This window comes from Streptomyces sp. NPDC001903, from assembly GCF_042891345.1.
GTDB lineage: Bacteria > Actinomycetota > Actinomycetes > Streptomycetales > Streptomycetaceae > Streptomyces.
The window spans coordinates 292,587-316,154 of the sequence record NZ_JBIASZ010000006.1 but is presented as its reverse complement, the minus strand read 5'-3'; the positions used below and the strand labels follow the sequence as shown (position 1 = coordinate 316,154).

The 23,568-nt window shown below is 72.6% G+C and carries 25 protein-coding genes; 9 read left to right on the top strand and 16 right to left on the bottom strand.

Features of this window, described 5'->3' with window-relative positions; translation table 11 throughout:
• The first annotated feature begins 31 nt into the window (after positions 1–31).
• Both ACFYZS_RS16885 and ACFYZS_RS16880 read left to right on the top strand, forming a co-directional pair.
• The gene (locus tag ACFYZS_RS16885; RefSeq protein WP_389012368.1) at positions 32–805 is read left to right on the top strand and encodes an SDR family NAD(P)-dependent oxidoreductase; all 774 of its coding nucleotides are present in this window, start codon (positions 32–34) and stop codon (positions 803–805) included.
• Positions 806–942: 137 nt separating this feature from the next.
• Positions 943–1,632, top strand: a complete 690-nt coding sequence (locus ACFYZS_RS16880) for an ester cyclase (protein ID WP_389012365.1) — start codon at positions 943–945, stop codon at positions 1,630–1,632.
• Between the two features lie 69 nt (positions 1,633–1,701).
• On the opposite strand, the gene groL is transcribed toward ACFYZS_RS16880, so the two are convergent.
• Positions 1,702–3,330: a chaperonin GroEL gene (gene groL / locus ACFYZS_RS16875; RefSeq protein WP_389012362.1), complete on the bottom strand. Its 1,629-nt coding sequence runs from the start codon at positions 3,328–3,330 to the stop codon at positions 1,702–1,704.
• A gap of 109 nt (positions 3,331–3,439) precedes the next feature.
• Positions 3,440–3,748 carry a co-chaperone GroES gene (gene groES / locus ACFYZS_RS16870; protein WP_030154760.1) on the bottom strand — a complete coding sequence of 103 codons (309 nt, stop codon included), beginning with the start codon at positions 3,746–3,748 and terminating at the stop codon, positions 3,440–3,442.
• A gap of 281 nt (positions 3,749–4,029) precedes the next feature.
• Between groES and ACFYZS_RS16865 the strand changes: the two genes are divergently transcribed.
• From ACFYZS_RS16865 to ACFYZS_RS16845, 5 genes are all read left to right on the top strand, one after another.
• Entirely contained in the window at positions 4,030–4,740 is a 711-nt protein-coding gene (locus ACFYZS_RS16865; protein WP_389012358.1) for a response regulator transcription factor, read from the top strand.
• Positions 4,737–6,143 carry a sensor histidine kinase gene (locus ACFYZS_RS16860; RefSeq protein WP_389012355.1) on the top strand — a complete coding sequence of 469 codons (1,407 nt, stop codon included), beginning with the start codon at positions 4,737–4,739 and terminating at the stop codon, positions 6,141–6,143. The genes ACFYZS_RS16865 and ACFYZS_RS16860 overlap by 4 nt, the downstream gene beginning before the upstream one ends.
• A 93-nt stretch (positions 6,144–6,236) precedes the next feature.
• On the top strand, positions 6,237–7,487 hold the full coding sequence (locus ACFYZS_RS16855) for an LCP family protein (RefSeq protein WP_389012352.1): 1,251 nt from the start codon (positions 6,237–6,239) through the stop codon (positions 7,485–7,487).
• Complete coding sequence (locus ACFYZS_RS16850; protein ID WP_389012349.1) at positions 7,475–8,908, top strand: FtsW/RodA/SpoVE family cell cycle protein; 1,434 nt, start codon at positions 7,475–7,477, stop codon at positions 8,906–8,908. The genes ACFYZS_RS16855 and ACFYZS_RS16850 overlap by 13 nt, the downstream gene beginning before the upstream one ends.
• Before the next feature lie 154 nt (positions 8,909–9,062).
• On the top strand, positions 9,063–9,338 hold the full coding sequence (locus ACFYZS_RS16845) for an RICIN domain-containing protein (protein ID WP_389012346.1): 276 nt from the start codon (positions 9,063–9,065) through the stop codon (positions 9,336–9,338).
• A 6-nt stretch (positions 9,339–9,344) separates the two neighbouring features.
• Here the strand turns inward: ACFYZS_RS16845 and ACFYZS_RS16840 are convergent, their stop codons facing one another.
• Positions 9,345–10,190, bottom strand: a complete 846-nt coding sequence (locus ACFYZS_RS16840; RefSeq protein WP_389012343.1) for a polysaccharide deacetylase family protein — start codon at positions 10,188–10,190, stop codon at positions 9,345–9,347.
• 14 nt (positions 10,191–10,204) lie between these two features.
• On the bottom strand, positions 10,205–11,152 hold the full coding sequence (locus tag ACFYZS_RS16835) for a polysaccharide deacetylase family protein (protein WP_389012340.1): 948 nt from the start codon (positions 11,150–11,152) through the stop codon (positions 10,205–10,207).
• 119 nt (positions 11,153–11,271) lie between these two features.
• Here ACFYZS_RS16835 and ACFYZS_RS16830 point away from each other — a divergent pair, with 119 nt between their 5' ends.
• Positions 11,272–12,450, top strand: coding sequence for a methyltransferase domain-containing protein (locus ACFYZS_RS16830; RefSeq protein ID WP_389012337.1), 1,179 nt, complete (start codon positions 11,272–11,274; stop codon positions 12,448–12,450).
• A gap of 35 nt (positions 12,451–12,485) precedes the next feature.
• On the opposite strand, the gene ACFYZS_RS16825 is transcribed toward ACFYZS_RS16830, so the two are convergent.
• From ACFYZS_RS16825 to tsaB, 5 genes are all read right to left on the bottom strand, one after another.
• A complete protein-coding gene (locus tag ACFYZS_RS16825; protein WP_389012334.1) occupies positions 12,486–13,115 on the bottom strand; it encodes a hypothetical protein in 630 nt (209 codons plus the stop codon).
• 65 nt (positions 13,116–13,180) lie between these two features.
• Positions 13,181–13,453 carry a hypothetical protein gene (locus ACFYZS_RS16820; protein WP_389012331.1) on the bottom strand — a complete coding sequence of 91 codons (273 nt, stop codon included), beginning with the start codon at positions 13,451–13,453 and terminating at the stop codon, positions 13,181–13,183.
• On the bottom strand, positions 13,453–14,577 hold the full coding sequence (tsaD, locus tag ACFYZS_RS16815; RefSeq protein ID WP_389012329.1) for a tRNA (adenosine(37)-N6)-threonylcarbamoyltransferase complex transferase subunit TsaD: 1,125 nt from the start codon (positions 14,575–14,577) through the stop codon (positions 13,453–13,455). The genes ACFYZS_RS16820 and tsaD overlap by 1 nt, the downstream gene beginning before the upstream one ends.
• The gene (rimI, locus tag ACFYZS_RS16810; RefSeq protein ID WP_389012326.1) at positions 14,570–15,106 is read right to left on the bottom strand and encodes a ribosomal protein S18-alanine N-acetyltransferase; all 537 of its coding nucleotides are present in this window, start codon (positions 15,104–15,106) and stop codon (positions 14,570–14,572) included. The genes tsaD and rimI overlap by 8 nt, the downstream gene beginning before the upstream one ends.
• Entirely contained in the window at positions 15,103–15,765 is a 663-nt protein-coding gene (tsaB, locus tag ACFYZS_RS16805) for a tRNA (adenosine(37)-N6)-threonylcarbamoyltransferase complex dimerization subunit type 1 TsaB (RefSeq protein WP_389012323.1), read from the bottom strand. The genes rimI and tsaB overlap by 4 nt, the downstream gene beginning before the upstream one ends.
• 164 nt (positions 15,766–15,929) lie before the next feature.
• Here tsaB and ACFYZS_RS16800 point away from each other — a divergent pair, with 164 nt between their 5' ends.
• Positions 15,930–16,490, top strand: coding sequence for a hypothetical protein (locus ACFYZS_RS16800; RefSeq protein ID WP_389012321.1), 561 nt, complete (start codon positions 15,930–15,932; stop codon positions 16,488–16,490).
• A gap of 70 nt (positions 16,491–16,560) precedes the next feature.
• Here ACFYZS_RS16800 and ACFYZS_RS16795 read toward each other — a convergent pair whose 3' ends face one another.
• The 7 genes from ACFYZS_RS16795 to glmS form a co-directional block, all read right to left on the bottom strand.
• The gene (locus ACFYZS_RS16795) at positions 16,561–16,743 is read right to left on the bottom strand and encodes a hypothetical protein (protein WP_389012318.1); all 183 of its coding nucleotides are present in this window, start codon (positions 16,741–16,743) and stop codon (positions 16,561–16,563) included.
• 166 nt (positions 16,744–16,909) lie between these two features.
• Positions 16,910–17,470, bottom strand: coding sequence for a tRNA (adenosine(37)-N6)-threonylcarbamoyltransferase complex ATPase subunit type 1 TsaE (gene tsaE / locus ACFYZS_RS16790; RefSeq protein ID WP_389012315.1), 561 nt, complete (start codon positions 17,468–17,470; stop codon positions 16,910–16,912).
• Positions 17,406–18,605, bottom strand: coding sequence for an alpha/beta fold hydrolase (locus ACFYZS_RS16785; RefSeq protein WP_389012312.1), 1,200 nt, complete (start codon positions 18,603–18,605; stop codon positions 17,406–17,408). The genes tsaE and ACFYZS_RS16785 overlap by 65 nt, the downstream gene beginning before the upstream one ends.
• Before the next feature lie 18 nt (positions 18,606–18,623).
• Positions 18,624–19,760: an alanine racemase gene (gene alr, locus ACFYZS_RS16780; RefSeq protein WP_389012309.1), complete on the bottom strand. Its 1,137-nt coding sequence runs from the start codon at positions 19,758–19,760 to the stop codon at positions 18,624–18,626.
• 89 nt (positions 19,761–19,849) lie between these two features.
• A complete protein-coding gene (locus ACFYZS_RS16775; RefSeq protein ID WP_389012306.1) occupies positions 19,850–21,259 on the bottom strand; it encodes an NAD(P)H-hydrate dehydratase in 1,410 nt (469 codons plus the stop codon).
• A 26-nt stretch (positions 21,260–21,285) separates the two neighbouring features.
• Entirely contained in the window at positions 21,286–21,654 is a 369-nt protein-coding gene (locus ACFYZS_RS16770; protein ID WP_389012304.1) for a holo-ACP synthase, read from the bottom strand.
• Positions 21,655–21,672: 18 nt separating this feature from the next.
• On the bottom strand, positions 21,673–23,520 hold the full coding sequence (gene glmS / locus ACFYZS_RS16765; protein WP_389012302.1) for a glutamine--fructose-6-phosphate transaminase (isomerizing): 1,848 nt from the start codon (positions 23,518–23,520) through the stop codon (positions 21,673–21,675).
• Positions 23,521–23,568: the final 48 nt, after the last annotated feature.

Below are 23,568 nucleotides of genomic sequence, written 5' to 3'. Positions count from 1 at the left end.
AGCTGTCGCCGGGGGCGGCTAGGTTGCGCCTATGACGACTGCGTTGATTACGGGATCCACGGCGGGCATCGGCGCCGCATTCGCCCGGCGGCTCGCCGCCCAGGGCCACAACCTCGTGCTCGTGGCCCGCGATGTGTCGCGGCTCGGCGAGCAGGCCACCGAGCTGCACGACCGGCACGGCATCGAGGCCGAGGTGCTGGCCGCCGACCTGTCCACCGACGAGGGCATCGCGGCGGTCGAGCGGCGCCTGGGCGACCGTACGCACCCGGTGGACCTGCTGGTCAACAATGCGGGCTTCGGCAACAAGGGCCGCTACCTCGAAGTCTCCATGACCGACGAGCTGACCATGCTGAAGGTGCACATCGAGGCCGTCCTGCGGCTGACCTCGGCGGCCACCGAGTCGATGCGCTCGCGCGGCCGCGGCGGCGTCGTCAACGTGGCCTCGGTGGCGGCCTTCGTGCCGCGCGGGACGTACGGGGCGAGCAAGGCCTGGGTCGTCCAGTTCACGCAGGGCGCGGCGCGGGACCTGTCCGGATCGGGCGTACGGCTGATGGCACTGTGCCCCGGCTTCGTCCGCACCGAGTTCCACCAGCGCGCCGGCATGGGCACGGACAACATCCCCAACTGGATGTGGCTGGACGCGGACAAGCTGGTGGCGGCGGCGCTGGAGGACCTGGCGCGCGGGAAGACGGTCTCGATCCCGGACCCGCGATACAAGGCGCTGATGGGTCTCGTGAAGCTGACCCCGCGCGGGCTGCTGGGCGGGGTGTCCTCGCGCACGGGCCGCAAGTACGGCCCCCAGTAGACGCCCGGCGGATCCCCGTGGACACCCGGCGGATCCCCGGAAATCCGGGCGACGGGCGGCTGGGCCGCTCTCGAAACCGGCCGAGCGGGTGAAATCTCCCTAAACTGGACGTGTCCCATCCAGCGCGGGAGTACGCCATGACATTCGTACAAATAGTCGATTACGAGACCAGCAAGCCCGAGGCCGTCAACGAGGTCATCGACCGGTACCTGGCGAAGACGAAGGGCAAGCGCACCGTGTCCCACTCGGTGGTGGGCCGGGACCGGGAATCCGACACCCACTTCCTCGACATCGTCGAATTCCCGTCGTACGAAGCGGCCATGAAGAACTCTCACCTCCCCGAGACGGACACGATGTTCCAGGAGATGATGGCCCTCTGCGACGGGATGCCCCGGTTCACCAACCTGGACGTCGTCCGCGACGAGCACCTCAACACACTGCTCGCGAGCCGCATGTTCGACGAGGTCGCCGTGAAGGGCGACATGTCCGTCGTGGACGAGATCTTCGCGGCGGACTACCTGGACCACGACATCAGCAACCCCGTGGACAAGATCGGCCGCGAGGGTATCCGCGAGGACGTCGGGATGTGGCGCGCCGCCTTCGACTTCACCTTCACCCAGGACGCCCAGATGGCGCAGGACGACTACGTCACCACGATGTGGACCTGGCGGGGACGGCACACGGGCGAGTTCATGGGGATCGCCCCGACCGGCAAGGACTGCACGATGACCGGCACGACGGTCTTCCGGTGCGAGGACGGAATGATCAAGGAAGGCTGGTGGCACTACGACGCCATGCGCCTGATGAGGGAACTGGGCGCGATGTGACGTCACCCCGCCTACGGGAAGGCCCCGTTCCGCCGATGCGGAACGGGGCCTTCTCAGTGTGGGGCGCGATCAGTGGCTGTGCCCGTGACCGTGGCCGTGACCGGCGTCGGCCTCTTCCTCGGCCGGCTTCTCGACGACCAGGGTCTCGGTCGTGAGCAGCAGGGAGGCGATGGAAGCGGCGTTCTCCAGCGCGGAGCGGGTGACCTTGACCGGGTCGATGACGCCGGCCTTGACCAGGTCGCCGTACTCGCCGGTGGCGGCGTTGAAGCCCTGGCCCTTGTCGAGCTCGGCGACCTTCGAGGTGATGACGTAACCCTCGAGACCGGCGTTCTCGGCGATCCAGCGCAGCGGCTCGACGGCGGCGCGGCGGACGACCGCGACACCCGTGCCCTCGTCGCCGGACAGACCCAGGTTGCCCTCCAGCACCTTCACGGCGTGGACGAGCGCGGAGCCACCGCCGGAGACGATGCCCTCCTCGACCGCGGCGCGGGTCGCCGAGATGGCGTCCTCGAGGCGGTGCTTCTTCTCCTTGAGCTCCACCTCGGTGGCGGCGCCGACCTTGATGACGCAGACGCCGCCGGCGAGCTTCGCCAGGCGCTCCTGCAGCTTCTCGCGGTCCCAGTCCGAGTCGGTGGACTCGATCTCGGCCTTGATCTGGTTGACGCGGCCGAGGACCTCGTCGTGGCTGCCGCCACCGTCGACGATGGTCGTGTCGTCCTTGGAGATGGTCACGCGGCGCGCGGAACCGAGCACGTCCAGACCGGCCTGGTCGAGCTTGAGGCCGACCTCCTCGGCGATGACGGTGGCACCGGTGAGGGTGGCCATGTCCTGGAGCATCGCCTTGCGACGGTCGCCGAAGCCGGGGGCCTTGACGGCGACCGCGTTGAAGGTGCCGCGGATCTTGTTGACGACGAGGGTGGAGAGCGCCTCGCCCTCGACGTCCTCGGCGATGATCAGCAGCGGCTTCGAGGCGCCGGCCTGGATGACCTTCTCGAGCAGCGGCAGGAGGTCCTGGATGGAGGAGATCTTGCCCTGGTTGATCAGGATGTACGGGTCGTCGAGGACGGCCTCCATACGCTCCTGGTCGGTGACCATGTACGGCGAGAGGTAGCCCTTGTCGAAGGCCATGCCCTCGGTGAACTCCAGCTCCAGGCCGAAGGCGTTGGACTCCTCGACGGTGATGACACCGTCCTTGCCGACCTTGTCCATCGCCTCGGCGATGAGCTCGCCGACCTGCTGGTCCTGCGCGGAGAGCGCGGCCACGGCGGCGATGTCGGACTTATCCTCGATCGGGCGGGCGGTCGCGAGGAGCTCCTCGGACACGGCCTTGACCGCGGCGTCGATGCCCTTCTTCAGGGCGGCCGGGGAGGCGCCGGCGGCGACGTTGCGCAGGCCCTCGCGGACCAGCGCCTGGGCCAGCACGGTGGCGGTGGTGGTGCCGTCACCCGCGATGTCGTTGGTCTTGGTCGCCACCTCCTTCACGAGCTGCGCGCCCAGGTTCTCGTACGGGTCGTCCAGCTCGACCTCGCGAGCGATGGTGACACCGTCGTTGGTGATGGTGGGGGCGCCGAACTTCTTGTCGATGACGACGTTGCGGCCCTTGGGGCCGATCGTCACCTTCACCGTGTCGGCCAGCTTGTTGACGCCGCGCTCGAGGGCGCGACGGGCGTCCTCGTCGAACTTCAGGATCTTCGCCATGGGAGCGGTTCAGCCCTCTCGAAAACTCGGGTTTAACGAACTGCGCCCCTTGCCGCCCGGCAATCAGCGGGGTGACCAGGGGCGCAGCTCAAAGCAATGCTTCGGTGAATTACTTCTCGATGATCGCGAGCACGTCGCGAGCCGAGAGGACGAGGTACTCCTCGCCGCTGTACTTCACTTCGGTGCCGCCGTACTTGCTGTACAGCACGATGTCGCCGACGCTGACGTCCAGCGGGAGACGCTGGCCGTCCTCGAAGCGGCCCGGGCCCACGGCGAGGACGACGCCCTCCTGGGGCTTCTCCTTCGCGGTGTCCGGGATGACCAGGCCGGAAGCCGTGGTCTGCTCGGCGTCGAGCGGCTGGACCACGATGCGGTCCTCGAGCGGCTTGATGGCAACCTTGGAGCTGGTGGTCGTCACGATCCGACCTCCCCCTTCGGAGATCTCACGGGGCTAACTGTCTGAGGTGGCGACCAGGTGGATCCGTCGTCGCGGGTGCCGGACCTGCCCGTCGCTGTGTTGGCACTCACCGGTGGCGAGTGCCAGGTGCGAGACTATTCCGGCGATTAGCACTCGGTCAAGCGGAGTGCCAACACGCTCCGCCGGGTCGTCCGGATCGGGGGGTCCCCGCGCCCCCGCGACGCCCCGCCCGGGGGCCGGGCCCCCAGGCCCCGGGTGCGCGGTATGTGACAGTTGGGGGCGTGCGCATTCTCGTGGTCGAAGACGAAGAAGGCCTCGCCGAGTCCCTGCGGCGCGGCCTCTGCGCCGACGGCCACTGGGTCGACATCGCCCACGACGGCCACCGCGGGCTGGAGCTCGCCCGCACCGGCTCGTACGACGCCGTCCTGCTCGACCTGATGCTGCCCGGCCTGAGCGGCTACGAGATCTGCGCCCGCCTGCGGGCCGACGGCGACCCGACCCCCGTCCTCATGCTGACCGCCAAGGACGGCGAGTACGACGAGGCCGAGGGCCTCGACTCCGGCGCCGACGACTACCTCACCAAGCCGTTCTCGTTCGTGGTGCTGGCCGCCCGGCTCCGCGCCCTCGCCCGCCGGGCGGCCGGGCCCGCCGGGGCCGCCGGCCCCCGCCACACCCTCCAGGCCGGCGACCTCGTCCTCGAACCCGCCGGCCGCCGCTGCCGCCGCGGCACGCACGACATCGAGCTCACCGCCCGCGAACTCGGCGTCCTCGCCTGCCTCATGGAGCAGCCCGGCCGGGCCGTCGCCAAGCAGGACATCCTGGACGAGGTCTGGGACGCCCCGCACGCCATCGACCCGAACATCGTCGAGGTGTACGTCTCCTCGCTGCGCAAGAAGATCGACGCCCCCTTCGGCCGCCGCTCGATCCTCACCGTCCACGGGACCGGGTACCGCATGGCCCCCGACGGTGGCTGCGCCGCGGGCCCGGCATGATCCGAAAGACACGGCCCGGGCCGCTCCGGCGCCGGGCGGCACTGGCCGCCGCGCTCGCCATGGCCGCCGTCCTGGGCGCCGGCGGGCTGTGGCTCTACACCCTGCTCCGGGCCAACCTCCTCGACAACACCACCGGCCGCACCGAGCTCGCCGCCCGCAAGGCCGCAGCCCAGCTCGACGGCCACGCCGCCCCCGGCGGGCGGCTGCCCGCGCCGGAGAGCGGGGTGGACCTGGTCCTCGTGCGGGACGCGCAGGGGCGGACCGTCGCCTCCACCGGGGACCTCGGGGACGCCCCCGACCTGGGCGGCCTGCGCCCGCCGGGGCCCGGAGCGCCGGGCGCGTCCGGCGAGGACTCCCGCTCCGCCGTGCTCCCGCCCGCGCGACCCGGCGCGGAACGGCGCGCGGTGGTCGCGGTCGAGGCGCCGGGCGGGTACGAGGTGTACGCCGTCACCGTGCTCGGCGACGTGGACGACGCGACCCGCGCCATCGCCCTCGGCCTGCTGGCCGGCGCACCGCCGCTGATCGGCTTCGCGGCGGCACTCGCCTGGTGGGTGACGGGCCATGCGCTGCGCCCCGTCACCGCGATCCGTACCGAGCTCGCGGCGGTCACCGCCAGCGAGCTGGACCGCCGCGTTCCGGATCCCGGCGGGGCGGACGAGATCGCCCGGCTGGCCCGGACCGTCAACGACACGCTCGACCGGCTGGAGCGGTCCGACGCCCGGCAGCGGCAGTTCACCGCGGACGCCTCGCACGAGCTGCGCAATCCGCTGGCCGCGGTCCGGTCCCGGCTGGAGGTGGCGCTGGCCCAGGGCAACCCCGACCGGGAGTCGGTCGCGGCCGCGCTGGCCGATACCGAGCGGCTCCAGCGCATCGCGGCGGACCTGCTGCTCCTCGCCCGCCTCGACGGCGGCCCCGTACCCCGGACCGAGCCGGTGGACCTGGCGCTGCTGGCCGCGGAGGACCTGGCCCGGCGCCCCGGCCCCCGGGTCCCGCTCCGGCTCGACGCGCAGGCGCCCGTACCGGCGGCCGGGGATCCGGCGCGGCTGGAGCGGGCGCTGGCCAACCTGGTGGACAACGCGCTGCGGCACGCCCGTACGGGGGTCGTCGTACGGGCGGCCACCGAGTCGGCGCCGCCGGCCGACGGCCGTGCGGGCGGCGGCTGGGCGGTGCTGGAGGTCGAGGACGACGGGCCCGGCATACCGGCGGCGGACCGCGACCGGGTCTTCGAACGGTTCGTCCGCCTGGACCCGGACCGCGGGCGCGCGGGCGGCGGCACGGGCCTGGGCCTCGCCATCGTCCGCGAGATCGCCCGGGCGCACGGCGGCGAGGCGCGTGCGCTGCCCTCGCGTGGCGGCGGCTCGGGAATCCGCCTCGTCCTGCGCGTGCCGGCCGGCGGGCCCTAGGGGGCGTCCGACCGGTCCGCGGCCGACCGGTCCTGAACGGCCCTTCAGGACTCTCAGGACTCCTTCAGGCCCCCTCCCCCACCATCGACTGGCATGAGCGCGCACCGGAGGAAGTCCAGCCAACCCGCCCGCCGGCCCCGCCGCCACCCCCGGCCCCGCCGGGCCCGGGTCGCCCGCACCCTGCTCGTCGCCGTCTGCGCGCTGGCCGTCATGGCCGCCGCCGGCGCCTGGTACGCGTACCGGGACCTCGCCGGCAGCATCGGCAGCTCCAAGGCCCTGGAGGGCGCCGAGAAGTCGAAGTACGGCGACACCAACATCCTGCTGATGGGCCTGGACAGCCGCCGCGACCAGAACGGCGAGAAACTGCCGCAGGAGGTCCTCGACGAACTGCACGCCGGCAGCTCCGACATCGGCGGCTACAACGCGAACACGCTGATCCTGCTCCACGTCCCCGGCGACGGCAGTCGGGCGAAGGCCTTCTCGGTCCCGCGCGACGACTTCGTCGAGATATCGGGCGGGCCGGGCGCGCCGGGCCCCGGCAAGGACAAGATCAAGAAGGCGTACGGGCTGGCGAAGGCCAAGCAGGAGGAGCGGCTCTCGGCCCAGGGGGTCAAGGACCCGCGGCAGCTGGAGCGCGCGGGGCGGGAGGCGGGCCGCAAGGCGCAGATCGAGACGGTGCGGAACTTCCTGGGCGTCCCGATCGATCACTTCGCCGAGCTCAACCTGGCCGGTTTCCACCACCTGGCGGACGCTCTGGGCGGCGTACCGGTGTGCCTGAAGAAGCCTGTGCGGGACACGTACTCGGGCGCCGATTTCCCGGCGGGCCGCCAGACCCTGAACGGCCGGCAGTCCCTGGCCTTCGTACGCCAGCGGCACGGCCTGGACATGGGCGATCTGGACCGCACCAAGCGGCAGCAGGCCTTCCTGGCGGGTGCCACGCAGAAGCTGAACTCGGCCGGGACCTTCACCGATCCGGTCAAGCTGATGAAGCTGATCGACACCGCGAAACAGGACGTCGTGACCGACCAGGGCTGGGATCTGCTGTCGTTCGTGAAGCAGGCCAAGAACCTGTCGGGCGGGAAGGTGGTGTTCACGACACTGCCCGTCGAGCGGTTCGGAAGGAACCATGGCGAGGACATAAACGTCGTAGACGATATGAAGATAAAGCGCCTCATTGCCGAGCAGATCGGACCGGGGGCTTCCGCCTCCGCGTCCGCTCCGAGCCCGAGCGACGCACCGCAGGCGCCTCCTTCGGCGAGCACGGACCCGGGCACGGGGTCCGGCGCGGGCGCGGACGGCCCGGCCCCCGCCATCGACGGTGGCGGCATCCCGTGCGTGGACTGAGACCGCTGACGACGGCGGGCGCGCGCCGCCGTACCGAGGCGCTGCTCCTCGTCTTCGTCGTCGCCCTCACCGTCTTCGGCCACGCGAGCGCCGGCCTGGCGATGAACGGCGAGCTGCCCGCCAACCTCACCGGCTTCACGATCAGCATGACGCTGCTGGCGCTGGTGGGGCACCTGGGCGTGCGCCGGTTCGCGGCGTACGCGGATCCGCTGATCTTCCCGCTCGCCATGCTGCTCTCGGGGCTGGGGCTGGTGCTGCTGCACCGGCTGGACCAGTCGTACATCGCGCGGTACGGCGGCGAGGCGAACGCTCCGGGGCAGCTGCAGTGGACGGTCATCGGCGTGGCCGCGTGCCTGGCGGTGGTGGCGCTGCTGCGCGACCACCGGCTGCTCCAGCGGTTCATCTACATCACGATGGCGGTCGCGCTGGTGCTGCTGATCGCGCCGGCGTTCTTCGGCGCGGACACCTACGGCGCGAAGCGCTGGATCATCCTGTTCGGGTTCTCGCTCCAGCCGGGCGAGTTCGTGAAGATCATGATCTCGATCTTCTTCGCGGGCTATCTGGTCATCCACCGCGATTCGCTGGCCCTGACGGGCCGGAAGTTCCTGGGGATGCGGCTGCCGCCGATGCGCCAGCTCGGGCCGATCATCACGGTGTGGATCGTGTCGCTGCTGGTGCTGGTCTTCGAGCGGGACCTGGGCACGTCGCTGATCTTCTTCGGTGTCTTCGTGGTGATGCTGTACGTGGCCACCGAGCGCACGAGCTGGATCGTGACGGGCCTGCTCATGGCGGGGGCCGGAGCCTTCGTGGTGGGCTCCACGGAGCCGCACGTGAAGGGGCGTGTGGCCGCCTGGCTGGAGCCGCTGTCGTACTACTGGAAGGAGCGGCCGCCGGGGGTCATCTCGGACCAGTCCGCCCAGGCGCTGTTCAGCTTCGGCACGGGCGGCATGTCCGGGACGGGGCTCGGGATGGGGCACCCGGAGCTGATCGGCTTCGCGGGGCGCAGCGACTTCATCCTGACCACGGTGGGCGAGGAGCTCGGGCTGGCCGGGGTCATGGCGGTGCTGCTGATGTACGCGCTGCTGGTCCAGCGCGGGCTGCGGATGGCGCTGGGCGCCCGGGACCCGTTCGGGAAGCTGCTGGCGGTGGGCCTGTCGGCGGCGCTGGCGCTCCAGGTCTTCGTGGTGGCGGGCGGCGTGACGGGCCTGATCCCGCTGACCGGCAAGGCGCTGCCGTTCCTGGCGAAGGGCGGCTCGTCCCTCCTGGCCAACTGGATCATGATCGCGCTCCTCCTGCGCATCAGCGACAGCGCGGAGCGCCAACGCGAGGCAGACGCCCGGGGCCCGGCGGAAACGACGATCACTCCAATGGCCGTACCGCAACAGCCCGAGAACGCCCTGCCGGGCGGGGATCGGCGGTAGGCGCGGCAGCGGCGGGTTGCGGGGTCGGGCACCCGCTCCGACAGTGGAGGGGCCCCTGAGCCGGACGGGCAGTCCGCCGGCGGGGCCTTCCTCTCTCACCTCGACGTTCCTCCACGACACTCCGCCTCTGCGGAGTCAGCACGAGGAGTACGCCATGCGCAAGAACGCCCGGATACGACGTCTGCTGAATGCCACGACGGTCCTCGCGGGAGCGGGAGTCCTGCTGCTGCCCGTCCCCGCCACCGGACAGGCGGTCACACGCGACGGGCCCGCCGTGATCTCCGAAGGCTTCTACCAACTCGTCAACGCCCAGACCGGCAAGTGCGCCACGGTCGCCGGCGGGACCACCACGGACAACAACCACCCGCTCGTCCAGTTCGACTGCGACAGCCACCCCTCGCGCCGCTGGACCCTGCGCCGCGTCGGCTGAGGACCGTCAGAGGTAGTCCTCCAGGCGGCCTATGCGGTAGCCCTGCTCCTGGATGCGCTGGAGCATGCGGGTGGTCATCTGGATCTCCGTCGAGCCCTTGAGCTCGGAGGGGCCGCGGAAGTGGGCCAGGATGATGTCGCCCGGCTTGAGGGCGGAGCCCTCGGCGTACTGGAAGTTGTTGATCTGCATCGACACGCGCCACAGGACCACCTGCGAGATGCCGCATTCGGCGGCGGCCTTCAGGGTGTCGTCGTTGTAGTTGCCGTACGGCGGGCGGAAGCGGACCGGTTTGGCGCCGAAGCGCTTCTCCAGGTGTTCCTGCTGGCCGCATATCTCCTTCTTCTGCGCCGCGAAGGGCAGGGTCCGGAGGTTCGGGTGCGTCAGGGTGTGGTTGTTGATCGTGCTGCCGGAGCCGTTGTCGCGGAGCTTCTCGAAGTGCCCGTAGTCCGAGGAGGCGATGTTGTCCGTCAGGAACATGCTGATCGGCAGCTTGAGGTCGGCCGCCATCTTCAGGAACTCGGGGTCCTTCTCCGCGCCGTCGTCGAAGGTCAGGAAGACGACCTTGTCGGCGGGCGGGACGGGTATTCGGTCCACCACCTGGGCCTTGCCCGGGGCCGCCGGGGGGAGGACGGGCTTCTGGGCCGGCTTCGGGGCGAATTCCAGGGGGGCTTTCAGGCCCCATTTCCGGTAGGCCTCGTCCCCCGGTACGCCGGACGGGGAGGGCGACGCGGTCGTCGTCGGCCGTGTCGCCTCCGGTGTCTTCGTGCCCAGTCTTTCGACCGGGTCCACGCTGCCCCCGCACCCCGTCAGGGACAGCGCGAGCGCGCCGGCCGCCAGCGTTCCGGCTGTCAACCGGCGCGCGTACCTCACAAGTAGTCCTCCAGGCGGGCCACGGCGTACCCCTTGTCCGTGACGGTCTTCATGACATGACGGATCATGTCAGGCATGGTGCCCTTCCAGTCCTCCCGCCCTCGGAAATGAGTCAGGATGATGTCTCCAGGGTGGAGGTCCCGGTCCCATTCCCGCCAGTCCATGCGGTTCACGAAGGCCTCCGCGTTCCACAGCGGGACCGCCTTGATGCCGCAGGACTTCGCCGCGCGCAGCGTGTCCTGGTTGTAGTTGCCGTACGGCGGCCGGAAGAGTGTCGGCCGTTTGCCGAACTGCTTCTGGATCGTGTCCTGCTGTCCGCAGATCTCCTCGTGCTGCTCCTCGTAGGAGAGCGCCGGCATGTAGCGGTGGTTGAGCGTGTGGTTGTTCAGCGAGACGCCGGCGGCCTGCATCTGCTTGAAGTAGGGGTAGTTGTCGCGGACGAGGTAGTCGCTGAGGAACGCCGTGTACGGGATCTTCAGCTCCTGCATCATCTTCAGGAACTCGGGGTCCTTCTCCGCGCCGTCGTCGATCGTCAGGAAGACGACCTTGTCCTCCGTGGGGACGGTGGTGAAGACGGGGGGGAGTTCGTCCTGGCCCTCGACCTCGAAGCCCTCTCGGGTGGTGATCTCCGGCTTCGTCGTCGGGGCGGCCGGTGCGGCCAGCGGCGGCTTGGCCAGCTTCCACTTCTTCGCCGCGGCGATCACGGCCTGCCGGGCGGCCTTCTGCTGCTCTGCGGGGTTCGCGACCGCACCCGCCGCGCCCGCGGGCGCGTCCGCGGCCTTGCCGCCCTTGCGGGCGGGCGCGGTGTCGGCGGCGGAGCCGCATCCCGTTCCGAGGGCGGCGACCAGCAGTGCGGCCAGCGCCACCCCGACGCGGCCGCGCGGACCCGCCGCGGACCGGTGACCATGAAGCGTCTTATGTTCCGTTTGTCCGACTAGCTGCATAGCAGCGCATCCTGGCACCCGACGCGCACGCCACGCGGACGACACCGCGCACCGCGCCGCCACGTTCCTCCGACCGGCCCACAGGCACCGCCGCCGGCGAGGGAGCCGACAATGGGGGCGTGACCCCCGAAGACTTCGCCGCGCTCCTCACCCCCGAGGGCCGCGCCCTCCTCGACTCGATCCGCGACTACGACCCGGCCCGGGAAATCGCCGTCGCCACCCGGCTGCGCCGCGAGCACCCCGCCGCACTGGTCTCCGCCGCGCTCGGGCAGGCCCGGCTGCGGCAGCGCGCGGTGGCGAAGTTCGGGGCCGAGGACGCGTTCCGGATGTTCTTCACGCCCGGCGGCGGCGAGATGGCCACCCGCGCCTCGGTGGCCTCGTACCGCGCCGAACGCCTCGCGGACCTCGGGGTGCGCAGCGTGGCCGACCTCTGCTGCGGCATCGGCGGGGACGCCCTCGCCCTGGCCCGGCTCGGCATCCGCGTCCTGGCCGTGGACCGCGACCCGCTGACCGTCGCCGTCGCCCGCGCCAATGCCGAGGCGCTGGGGCTGGCGGAGCTCATCGAGGTCCGCGAGGCGGATGTGACCGACGTCGATACCTCCGGGTACGACGCCGTCTTCCTCGACCCGGCCCGGCGCGGGGGCCGCGGCCGGATCTTCGACCCCGAGAGCTACTCGCCGCCGCTGTCGTGGGCCGTCGAGGCCGCCCGTACGGCCGAGTACGCCGCCGTCAAGATCGCCCCCGGGATCCCGCACGAGGCCGTGCCGGCGGAGGCCGAGGCCGAGTGGATCTCGGACCAGGGGGACGTGAAGGAGGCCGTGCTGTGGTTCGGGACCGCGCCCGGCACCGTACGGGCCACCCTGCTGCCGGGCCCGCGCACCCTGCACACCGCCGATCCGCTGCCCGATCCCGAGGCCGGCCCGGTCGGCCGCTACCTCTACGAGCCCGACGGCGCGGTGATCCGCGCCCACCTCGTCGCCGAGGTCGCCGAGCAGCTGGGCGGCCGGCTCATCGACCCGACCATCGCGTACGTCACCGCCGACGAGCTGCGCGCGACCCCGTACGCCACCGCGTACGAGATCACCGACGTGCTGCCGTTCGGCCTCAAGAAGCTGAAGGCCCTGCTGCGCGAGCGCGGGGTCGGCATCCTGACCGTCAAGAAGCGCGGGTCGGCCATCGAGCCCGAGGAGCTGCGCAGGAAGGTCAAGCCGCAGGGGCCGCACTCCGCGACCGTCTTCCTGACCCGGGTCGCGGGAGCCCCGTCGATGCTGATCGGCTCGCCCGTCTCCGCGCCGTAGCGCCCGTCGGCGCGCTCAGCGCGCCGCAGCGTCCCTCAGCGCGCCGTGGCGCCGCCGCGGAAGGCGCGCACCGCCCACCGGTAGTGCGCGCCGGCCTTGCCGAGGCCCAGCAGGCCGGTGATCCACAGGATCATGCCGAGGCCCATGTAGTACGTGACCTCCCCGTACGTGGTGACGCCCGGGCGGGCCGCGGCCGCCGAGCCGAAGGTCACGTACAGCCCGAACGCGCCGAGCGCGAAGGAGGCCAGCAGCCAGGTCAGGCTCAGCCCCGGGGCGCGCACGCGCGCGTCCGCGGCGGGGTCGCGGTCCGATTCGGCCCAGGCGCACAGCAGCTGGTGGACCAGCCGGTCGCGCCGGGCGCCGCGGGCGAACCAGAACCCCGCCGGGATCAGCACCCCCGCGCCGAGCAGGCCGAAGATCAGGCCGAAGACGTACGAGAGCGGGTCGCCCGGCGTCTCGAAGGACATCAGGGCCATCGCGACGAAGGACCAGCCGAGCGCGAAGACGGCGGCGACGGCCCAGAGCAGCAGCAGCCGCCCCAGGCCCAGGCTGCGCCGGCCGAGGTCCTTCAGGAAACGGGCGCGGTCGGCGCGTACGGCGTTCTCGTCCAGCCAGTCGCGCAAGTGGGCCGGAGGCGGTGGAGGCGGCAGGTCACGGCGAGGCATGCTCATGACGATAACGGCAGCGGACCCGAGTCCCGCTCACGAGCCGCTGGAGCACGCCTCGTGTGTCAGGTCCCGCTGGTCTCCACCGACTCGAACCGCCAGCGGTGCACCGGACGGGTGATCAGATCGGCCGCGGGTTCCGGGAGTTCGGGCAGTTGCGCCGCCACGCCCTCGGCCGTCTCCCACCAGGTGACGACCAACACCCTCTCCTGCGGGGCCCGCAGCAGCTCGCGGCGCACGGGCTCGCGCTCCAGCACCTGCGAACGGGCCCACTCCAGCAGCTCGTTGCCCCGCCCGGCGGCGGCCCGGGCCTCCCACATCAGCGCGACGGTGCTCATCAGTACAGGTTGTCCTTGCTCAACTCGTGCACGTGGTCGTGATCGTGGGAGTGCGCATGGGCGTGGGAGTGCGCCTGCGAGGTACCCGGCACGTGCGGGTCCGTCACCGGCAGCGAGGAGTCGGCCGACAGGTCCCAGTCCGAGGCCGGACGGTTCCGCTTGACCATCTCCGCGCCCAGCGCCGCCACCATCGCGCCGTTGTCCGTGCACAGCTTCGGCCGCGGCACCCGAAGGATGATCCCCGCGTCGTCGCAGCGCTCCTGCGCCAGCGAGCGCAGCCGGGAATTGGCCGCCACGCCGCCGCCGATCATCAGGTGGTCGACGCCCTCGTCCTTGCAGGCGCGGATCGCCTTGCGGGTGAGCACGTCCACCACGGCCTCCTGGAAGGACGCCGCCACATCGCGCACCGGCACCTCCTCGCCCGCGTTCCGCTTCGCCTCGATCCAGCGGGCGACCGCCGTCTTGAGCCCGGAGAAGGAGAAGTCGTACGCGGCGTCGCGCGGCCCCGTGAGCCCGCGCGGGAAGTTGATCGCCTTCGGGTCGCCCTCGCGCGCGAGCCGGTCGATGACCGGGCCGCCGGGGAAGCCCAGCTGCAGCACGCGCGCGATCTTGTCGAAAGCTTCGCCCGCCGCGTCGTCGATGGTCGCGCCCAGCGGCCGTACGTCGGAGGTGATGTCCGGGGCCAGCAGCAGCGAGGAGTGCCCGCCGGACACCAGCAGCGCCATGGTCGGCTCCGGCAGCGGCCCGTGCTCCAGCTGGTCCACGCAGATGTGCGAGGCCAGGTGGTTCACCCCGTACAGCGGCTTGCCGAGCGCGTACGCGTACGCCTTGGCCGCCGAGACGCCCACCAGCAGGGCCCCCGCGAGGCCGGGGCCCGCCGTGACGGCGATGCCGTCGAGGTCGCGGGCGCTGACCCCGGCCTCCTTCAGCGCGCGGTCGATGGTCGGGACCATCGCCTCCAGGTGCGCCCGGGAGGCGACCTCCGGCACGACGCCGCCGAAGCGGGCGTGCTCGTCGACGCTGGAGGCGATCGCGTCGGCCAGCAGGGTCGTACCGCGGACCACGCCGACGCCGGTCTCGTCGCAGGAGGTCTCGATGCCGAGGACGAGCGGTTCGTCAGCCATTGCTCTCAGTGCTTTCAGTCGTCGCTTGTGCGGGGTCGGTCAGGCGCATCACGAGCGCGTCCACGTTGCCGGGCTGGTAGTAGCCCCGCCGGAAGCCGATCGGCTCGAAGCCGAAGCGCTCGTAGAGCTTCTGGGCCCGGGTGTTGTCCACCCGTACCTCCAGCAGCACCTCGGCGCACTCGAAGGCGGTGGCGGCGCGCAGCAGGTCGGTGAGGAGCCGGGCGCCGAGCCCGGTCCCCCACTGGTCCCGCGCGGCCGCGATGGTCTGTACGTCGGCCAGGTCGCCGGCGGCGGCCAGCCCGGCGTAGCCGACGAGACGGCCGGAGCCGCCCGTGGCGGGGTCGCCGTCGGCGAAGACCTCGGCGACCACGTAGCGGCGGGTGGCGTGCGGGCCCCGGGCGTGGGCGAGCTCGGACCAGAACATCCCCGCGGACCAGGCGTCCTCGGGGAACAGCTCGCGCTCCAGCTCCAGCACCGGCTCGATGTCCCACCAGCGCATCTCGCGCAGTACCGCTGTCGGTGCCGTCACTGCGGGGTGACCACCTTGTAGTTCTTGGGCACCTGCGCGTCGGGGCGGCGCAGGTAGAGCGGCGTCGGAGGCAGGAACCCGGCCCCCGCCGCGAGCCGTTCCACGGCCAGGGAGGCGAGCGCGGCGGCGCTCTGGTGCTCGGGGGCGCGGGCGTCCGTGAAGACGTCCGGGTACAGCAGCGCGCCCTGGCCCACCGCGGGCACTCCGGCGACCCGCTCGGCGATGTCGGCCGGGCGGTCGACCGCGGGATCGCCGACGCGCGTGCGCGGGTCCTCGTACCGGGCCCAGTAGACCTCCTTGCGCCGCGCGTCGGTGGCGACGGTGAAGGGGCCCTCGATCCCGGCGGCGCCCGCGGCGTACGCGAGGCCGTCGAGGGTGCACAGGCCGTGGACGGGGATGCCGAGCACGGTGGCGAAGGTGGAGGCGGTGACGAGTCCGACGCGCAGCCCGGTGTAGGGGCCGGGGCCGACGCCGACGACGATGCCGGTGAGGGCGTCGAGCTTCAGCCCGGCCTCCGCGAGGACCTTGTCGACGGAGGGCAGCAGGAGCTCCCCGTGGCGGCGGGCGTCGACCTGGTTCGACTCGGCGAGGACGGACTCGCCGTCGTGCAGGGCGACGGTGACGGCGGGCGTGGCGGTATCTACAGCGAGCAAGAGCACGCGAACAGCCTACGACTCCGGGGGGCCGGGCCCTCGCGGCCGGTCGCGGGGCACCCCGGCTGCTACCTTCGACCCAGGTATCGGCCGAGCCGCGGGCCGGGGCGCGCGCAAGCGCCCGGCGGGCGCATTTCGGCACAGGGGAAGCACGGGAGAGGTGGAGCAAGGTGGCACGCAGCAGCTCGGGAATCGTGGCCGGGCTCACCGTGGTGGCGATCGCCGCCGTCGGCTTCCTCGGTTACCAGGCCTCCGCGACCGCGCCCGCGCATCCCCCGAAGGCCTCGGCCCAGCAGCCCGCGGCCCCCTCCCCCGCCCCGTCCGCGCAGGCGGCCGACGCGGCGAAGCCGGCGGCCGTGCCGGCCGAGTCGGGCACCGGCTCGCGCGTCGTGTACTCGGTTGGCCAGAAGCGGGTGTGGCTGGTCGGCGAGAACGGCCAGGAGCCGAAGTCGTTCCCGGTCAAGCCCAGCACGGCGCACCCGAAGCCGGGCACGTACCTGGTGAACTCGCGCTCGGGCGCCGTCACCGGCTCTGACGGGGTGCCGATCGAGCACGTCGTACGGTTCGCCACGGCGGACGGGGTCGTGGTCGGGTTCAGCGCCCGGGTCGACGGCGAGATGCCGGAGCCCGACCAGAGCAAGAAGACCGGGGGCATCCGGATGGCCCGGGCCGACGGCGATGCCATGTGGGCCTTCGCGACGATCAACTCGAAGGTCGTCGTCGTCCCCTGACCGACGTGCTCGGACCGAGGTCGCGGATTCACCCGTACGGGCTACCGCGGCAGACGGGACACGCGGGTCCTCAGGCCGCCTCGGACTCCGGGGCGGCCTGTTCGCGTACGTCCACCGGGTCGGCGCCCGGCGCGTCCGAGTCCTCCCGCGCGGGAGGCGTCGAGACGGCGGTGGCGGCCGCGCCCGCGGCGAGCAGCGCCCCCATGGAGACGACGGACGGGCGGGGGTCGCGCTGCACTCCTGCTGCGGACATGGCTCCTCCTGGCTCGGGGCGGCCCGTACTTAGGTATACCTAACCAGCCCTCTGTACCATGTGACCACGCCGGACTCCATCGGCGCAATATCTTGCCGACGAGTTGTCGGTACCTTTTCCCCGCCGCGGGTCCGGGACGTCACCTCCGGGCCGGCGGGACACGGCTCTAGAGAGCCGCCAGCGCGCCCGGCGCCGCCCAGCGCGCCCCGATCCCGCGCACCGAAACCTCCCGTACGTCGTCCAGGACCTCCTCGTGGCCGACCGCCCGCGCGATCACCACGTGCAGCCGGTCGTCGGAGAGCTCCTCGACCTTGCCGTCGCCCCACTCCACGACGACCACGGAGTCGGGCAGCGAGACGTCGAGGTCCAGGTCCTCCATCTCGTCGAGGCCGCCGCCGAGGCGGTACGCGTCCACGTGGACCAGCGCCGGCCCGCCGCGCAGCGAGGGGTGGACGCGGGCGATCACGAAGGTCGGCGAGGTCACGGCGCCCCGTACGCCCAGCCCCTCGCCCAGGCCCCGGGTCAGCGTGGTCTTGCCCGCGCCGAGCTCCCCGGTCAGCAGGACGAGGTCGCCCGGGCGGAGCAGGCCGGCGAGGGTGCGGCCCAGCTCCTGCATGGCCTCGGGCGAGTCGACGGTGATGCGCGCCTGCGCGTCGGCCGCCTCAGGTGCCTGCTGCGGTGCCTGACGGTGCGGTGCTCGTGGCGCTTCCAGCGGTACTTCTTCCATGCCCGCCAACGTTAGTCGCTGCGGGCACCGCACCCGTGCGCGCCAGCAGGTCGGTCAGCAGCCCGGTCACCGTGTCGGGGTACTCCAGCATCATCAGGTGCCCGGCGGACTCCAGGACCACGAGCTCGGCGGCCGGCAGCGCGTCCTTGATGGCCTGGCTGTGCGCGGCCGGGGTGACCATGTCGCGGTCGCCGGCGATGACGGTGACGGGGATGTCGGCGAACCTCTGGAGGGCGTCGCTCTTGTCGTGGATCTGGAAGGCCGGGTAGAACTCGGCGACCACGTCGATCGGGGTGGCCTCGATGAGCCGCTCGGCGAAGCGCGCGACGCCCGGGTCCACCTCGCGCGGAGCCCCGAACGAGTACATCTTGATCATGCCCGCGAAGAGGTCGGCGGTGGCCCGGCGGCCCTTCTCGACGAGCTCCACCTGCGAGCCGAGCGCCTTGAGCACGGGCGGCAGGATGCGGCGCACGGCGCCCATGCCGACCGAGGGCAGCCCGTACGTCACCTGGTCGAGGTGGCCGCTGGAGGTGCCGACCAGGGCCACGCCGATCACCCGGTCGCGGATCAGCTCGGGGAACTGCTCGGCCAGCGCCATGATCGTCATGCCGCCCATCGAGTGGCCCACGAGGACCAGCGGGCCCTCGGGCGCGGCGGCTTCGATGACGGTCTTCAGGTCGCGGCCGAGCTGGTCGATGGTCACCCGCTCGCCGTCGGCCTGGGCGAAGCCGCGCGCACTGCGGCCGTGGCTGCGCTGGTCCCAGTACACGGACCGGACCAGTCCGCGCAGGGCGGAGCGCTGGAAGTGCCAGGAGTCCTGGGCGAGGCAGTAGCCGTGGCAGAACACGACGGTCGGCGCGGCCGGGTCCTTGCGGCGCAGCCGGCCCCGCTTCTTGGGTCCCTCGGGCGGCTCGTCGACCTCGTAGTAGAGCTCGGTGCCGTCCTCGGCGTAGCAGGCTCCGGGGGTCCCGCGCAGGGAGCCGTAGTCGCCGGTGGCGTCGAGCGCGAGGCGCGCCTTGCGGCGCATGCCGCGCCCGACCGTGATCCGTTCGACCGCGACCCCGGCCGCCGCGCCTGCGGCTATCACGCCGATCGCGGCGCCGGCCCACCCCGCCTTGCGCCAGTTCTCGCTCACGCCGTCCTCACTCAGCCCTCAGCCGCCCCGGTAGACCCGGGGAACGCGCACCCCGATACGGGTGACGATCTCATAGGCGATCGTGTGTGCCGCTTGAGCCCAGTCCTCGGCGGTGGGCTCGCCGTGCTCGCCGGGGCCGAAGAGGACGGCCTCGTCCCCGGCGCGCACCAGGTCATCGCCCAGGTCGACGACGAACTGGTCCATGGCGACGCGGCCCGCGACACGGCGGGTCTTGCCGCCGACGAGGACGGGTCCGCTGCCGGAGGCGTGCCGGGGGATGCCGTCGGCGTACCCGGCGGGGATGAGGGCGAGGTTCGTCTCGGCCTCGGTGACGTAGTGGTGCCCGTAGCTCACCCCGTGGCCGGCGGGCACGGCCTTGACCAGCGCCACGGAGGCCTTGAGGGTCATGGCGGGGCGCAGGCCCAGCTCCTCGGCGGTGCCGAGCTCGGGGGCCGGGGAGACGCCGTAGACGGCGAGGCCGCAGCGCACGAGGTCGAAGTGGCTCTCGGGCAGGGTCAGGGTCGCGGGCGAGTTGGCGATGTGCCGGACCTCGGGCTCCAGGCCCTCCTTCTCGGCGTACGCCAGCATCTCGCGGAAGGAGGCCAGCTGGAGCGCGATGGAGGGGTGGCCCGGCTCGTCGGCGCAGGCGAAGTGGGACCAGACGCCGGTGATCTTGACGGTGCCCTCGGCCTGGGCGGCGACGGCCGCCCCGACGAGCTCGGTCCACTCGGCGGGCTGGCAGCCGCCGCGGCCGAGGCCGGTGTCGGCCTTGAGCTGGACCCGGGCGGTGCGGCCGGCGGCGAGCGCGGCCTTGCGCGCCTCGTCGAGGGCCCAGACGCCGCTGACGGAGATGTCCACCTCGGCCTCGACGGCTGCCTGCCAGGGCCCGCCCGGGGTCCACAGCCAGCACAGGACCGGTCCTTCGATCCCGGCGGCGCGCAGGGCGAGCGCCTCCTCGGGGGTGGCGGTTCCGAGCCAGGTGGCACCGGCGTCCTGGGCCGCTCGGGCGCACTGGATCGCGCCGTGGCCGTAGCCGTCCGCCTTGACGACGGCCATCAGCTGGGCCCGGGGTGCCCGCGCGCGCAGGGCGCGTACGTTCGCCCGTACGGCGTCAAGATCGATCTCGGCGTACACGCGCGTCGGTGTCTCGTTCATCGCCCCCAGTCTCTCAGAGCGAGGCCGTGGCCTGCGCGACCGCCGTTCGCACGGCGACATATTGGATGTTTTTCACCCCTGATGACGTATCAAGGGCGGTCGGCCTCCTCGCGGATGTCGCGCCAGGCCTCCGGGAGCGACTCCGCGATCCGCCCGGCGAGCAGCGGGGCCCCGCGGGCGGCCAGGCGCCCCGCCAGGCCGTGCACGTACGCCGCCGCCGACGCGGCGTCCTGCGCCGCCAGGCCCGAGGCGAGCAGGGATCCCGCGAGGCCCGACAGGACGTCGCCGCTGCCGGCCGTGGCCAGCCAGGGGGTTCCCGTCGGGTTGACCCGGACCGGCCCGCCCCCCGGGCGCGCCACCAGCGTCGTCGAGCCCTTCAGCAGGGCCGTCGCCCCGTACCGCGCCGCCAGGGAGCGCACGGACGACAGCCGGCCCGACTCCACCGCCTCCCGGTCCACCCCGAGCAGCGCCGCCGCCTCTCCCGCGTGCGGGGTCAGCAGGGTCTCGGCCGGCCGGGCCCGCAGCACCGCCGGCTCCAGCCCGCGCAGCCCGTCCGCGTCCACCAGCACCGGCACCGGGTCGGCCAGGGCCTCGGCGACCTCCGCCGCCCGGCCCTCGCCCAGCCCCGGACCGACCACCCACGCCTGCACCCGGCCCCGCCCGATCAGCGTCTCCGGGTAGCGCGCCAGCACGGCGTCGGCCGCCGGGCCGACGTACCGCACCGCGCCCGCGCCGCCGCGCAGCGCCCCCGCGACGGCGAGCACCGCCGCGCCCGGGTACTGCACCGACCCGGCGACGATGCCGACCACACCCCGGCGGTACTTGTCGCTCGACGCCGTCGGGGCCGGCAGCAGCGCCGCGACATCGGCGTGCTGCAGGGCCTCGGCGTCCGGGTCCGGCAGCGACAGGCCGATGTCCACCAGGCGCAGCGCCCCGGTGCGCGAGGCCCCCGGGTCGATGAGCAGCCCCGGCTTGTACGCCCCGAAGGTCACCGTGACATCGGCGCGGACGGCCGCTCCGGCCACCTCGCCGGTGTCCGCGTCGACCCCGCTCGGGAGGTCCACCGCCACCACGGCGGCTCCGGCCGGGATCCGCTCCACCAGCGCCGCCGCGGCCGGCCGGAGCCCGCCCCGGCCGCCGATGCCGACGAGCCCGTCCAGTACGAGGTCCGCCCGGCCGGGGACGGCCTGCGCGACGCGGCCCCCGGCGGCCAGCAGCGCCCGCAGCCCGCCCGCGTGCACCCGCTGCGGATCCATCGGGACGGCCGTCACCCCCGCGCCGCGCCGGGCCAGCCGGGCGCCCGCGTGGAGCGCGTCGCCGCCGTTGTCCCCGGGGCCGACGAGCAGCACGACGCGCGCCCCGTACACCCGGCCCAGCAGTCCGGCGCAGACGGCGGCCAGCCCGGCCGCCGCGCGCTGCATCAGGGCGCCTTCGGGCAGCCGGGCCATCAGCTCGCGCTCGGCGGCCCGTACGGTCTCCACGCTGTAAGCAGTACGCATGGCACCAGCCTGCCCGAAAAGGGGGCTCAGCCCTCGGCGATCACCACGGCCGAGGCGATGCCCGCGTCGTGGCTCAGGGAGATGTGCCAGGACTTCACGCCCAGCGCCACCGCCCTGGCCTCGACCGTCCCGGACACCCGCAGCCGCGGCTGCCCGGTCTCCTCGACGTACACCTCGGCGTCGGTCCAGAGCATCCCGCCGGGCGCGCCGAGCGCCTTGGCGAGGGCCTCCTTGGCTGCGAACCGGGCGGCGAGGGAGGCGGTCCCGCGCCGCTCGCCGCTCGGCAGCGTCAACTCGGAATCGACGAACAGCCGCCGCGCCAGTTGCGGCGTCCGGGCCAGCGACTCACCGAACCGCTCGATCTCGGCAACGTCGATTCCCACTCCGATGATCACAACGCCAACCCGCTTCGCTCACTCCACCGTTACCGACTTTGCGAGGTTACGCGGCTGGTCCACCTCGTTGCCCCGCGCGGTCGCGAGCTCGCAGGCGAAGACCTGCAGCGGCACCGTCGCCACCAGGGGCTGGAGCAGCGTGGGCGTCGCCGGGATCCGGATCAGGTGGTCGGCGTACGGGACGACCGCCTGGTCGCCCTCCTCGGCGATGACGATGGTCCGGGCCCCGCGCGCCCGGATCTCCTGGATGTTCGACACGATCTTGTCGTGCAGCACGGAGCGCCCGCGCGGCGACGGCACGACCACGACCACCGGCAGGTCCTTCTCGATCAGCGCGATCGGCCCGTGCTTGAGCTCGCCCGCCGCGAAGCCCTCGGCGTGCATGTACGCCAGCTCCTTGAGCTTGAGCGCGCCCTCCAGCGCCACCGGGTAGCCCACGTGCCGGCCGAGGAACAGCACGGTGTTCTTGTCCGCCAGCGAGCGCGCCAGCTCCCGGACCGGCTCCATGGTCTCCAGTACGGTGTCCACGGCCCCGGCGATGTCGGACAGCTCGCGGATCACCGCCTCGATCTCGTCGCCCCACTTGGTGCCCCGCACCTGCCCGAGGTACAGCGCGACGAGATAGCAGGCCACCAGCTGCGTCAGGAAGGCCTTGGTCGAGGCGACGGCCACCTCGGGGCCGGCGTGCGTGTAGAGCACGGCGTCCGATTCGCGCGGGATCGTCGACCCGTTCGTATTGCAGATGGCCAGCACCTTGGCCCCCTGCTCGCGCGCGTGCCGCAGCGCCATCAGGGTGTCCATGGTCTCGCCGCTCTGCGAGATCGCGACCACCAGCGTCCGCTGGTCCAGGATCGGGTCGCGGTAGCGGAACTCGCTCGCCAGCTCCGTCTCGCACGGGATGCGGGTCCAGTGCTCGATGGCCAGCTTCGCGATCATGCCCGCGTGGTACGCCGTACCGCAGGCCACGATCACGACCTTGTCGACCTCCCTGAGCACCGAGACGGGGATGCGCACCTCGTCCAGGCTCAGCGAGCCGCTCGCGTCGATCCTGCCCAGGAGGGTGTCGGCGACGGCCTTCGGCTGCTCGGCGATCTCCTTGAGCATGAAGTAGTCGTACCCCCCCTTCTCGGCCGCGGAGGCGTCCCAGTCCACGTGGTACGCCCGCACGGCCGCGGGCGCGCCGGCGAAGTCGGTCACCGTGACCCCGTCGCGGCGGAGCTCGACGACCTGGTCCTGGCCCAGCTCGATCGCCGACCGGGTGTGGGCGATGAACGCGGCCACGTCCGAGGCGAGGAAGTTCTCCCCCTCCCCGACGCCCACCACCAGGGGGGAGTTCCGGCGGGCCCCGACCACCACGTCGGGCGCGTCGGCGTGCACCGCGACCAGCGTGAACGCGCCCTCCAGCCGTCGGCACACCTGCCGCATGGCCTCCGCGAGGTCCCCGCAGGCCCCGAACCGCTCCGCCAGCAGGTGCGCGACGACCTCGGTGTCCGTCTCGGACTCCAGCCGGTGCCCGCGCTCGGCCAGTTCGGCGCGCAGCGCGGCGAAGTTCTCGATGATGCCGTTGTGGACGACGGCCACCTTGCCCGCGTTGTCGAGGTGGGGGTGGGCGTTGACGTCGGTGGGCCCGCCGTGGGTGGCCCAGCGGGTGTGCCCGAGTCCCGTGGAACCGGCCGGCAGCGGATGCCCGACCAGCTCCTTCTCCAGATTGACCAGTTTTCCGGCCTTCTTGGCGGCGACCAGCCCCCCGTCGGCGAGCACGGCGACGCCCGCCGAGTCGTAGCCGCGGTACTCCAGCCGCTTCAGTCCGGCGATGACCACATCGAGCGCCGACTGCGCTCCCACGTAACCCACAATTCCGCACATACGGCGCAGCGTACGCGGATGTCGGCTCCGTGCCCCGTACCTGAACAA

What these genes read in the sequence shown, in the direction of transcription:
- tsaE (WP_389012315.1), bottom strand. Translation starts at nt 17,470, where the DNA reads ATGGAAGAAGTACCGCTGGAAGCGCCACGAGCACCGCACCGTCAGGCA.
- ACFYZS_RS16855 (WP_389012352.1), top strand. Translation starts at nt 6,237, where the DNA reads ATGAGCGCGCACCGGAGGAAGTCCAGCCAACCCGCCCGCCGGCCCCGC.
- ACFYZS_RS16835 (WP_389012340.1), bottom strand. Translation starts at nt 11,152, where the DNA reads ATGCAGCTAGTCGGACAAACGGAACATAAGACGCTTCATGGTCACCGG.
- ACFYZS_RS16775 (WP_389012306.1), bottom strand. Translation starts at nt 21,259, where the DNA reads ATGCGTACTGCTTACAGCGTGGAGACCGTACGGGCCGCCGAGCGCGAG.
- tsaD (WP_389012329.1), bottom strand. Translation starts at nt 14,577, where the DNA reads ATGGCTGACGAACCGCTCGTCCTCGGCATCGAGACCTCCTGCGACGAG.
- ACFYZS_RS16825 (WP_389012334.1), bottom strand. Translation starts at nt 13,115, where the DNA reads ATGCCTCGCCGTGACCTGCCGCCTCCACCGCCTCCGGCCCACTTGCGC.
- ACFYZS_RS16845 (WP_389012346.1), top strand. Translation starts at nt 9,063, where the DNA reads ATGCGCAAGAACGCCCGGATACGACGTCTGCTGAATGCCACGACGGTC.
- glmS (WP_389012302.1), bottom strand. Translation starts at nt 23,520, where the DNA reads ATGTGCGGAATTGTGGGTTACGTGGGAGCGCAGTCGGCGCTCGATGTG.
- alr (WP_389012309.1), bottom strand. Translation starts at nt 19,760, where the DNA reads ATGAACGAGACACCGACGCGCGTGTACGCCGAGATCGATCTTGACGCC.
- ACFYZS_RS16885 (WP_389012368.1), top strand. Translation starts at nt 32, where the DNA reads ATGACGACTGCGTTGATTACGGGATCCACGGCGGGCATCGGCGCCGCA.
- groL (WP_389012362.1), bottom strand. Translation starts at nt 3,330, where the DNA reads ATGGCGAAGATCCTGAAGTTCGACGAGGACGCCCGTCGCGCCCTCGAG.
- ACFYZS_RS16880 (WP_389012365.1), top strand. Translation starts at nt 943, where the DNA reads ATGACATTCGTACAAATAGTCGATTACGAGACCAGCAAGCCCGAGGCC.
- ACFYZS_RS16795 (WP_389012318.1), bottom strand. Translation starts at nt 16,743, where the DNA reads ATGTCCGCAGCAGGAGTGCAGCGCGACCCCCGCCCGTCCGTCGTCTCC.
- ACFYZS_RS16820 (WP_389012331.1), bottom strand. Translation starts at nt 13,453, where the DNA reads ATGAGCACCGTCGCGCTGATGTGGGAGGCCCGGGCCGCCGCCGGGCGG.
- ACFYZS_RS16860 (WP_389012355.1), top strand. Translation starts at nt 4,737, where the DNA reads ATGATCCGAAAGACACGGCCCGGGCCGCTCCGGCGCCGGGCGGCACTG.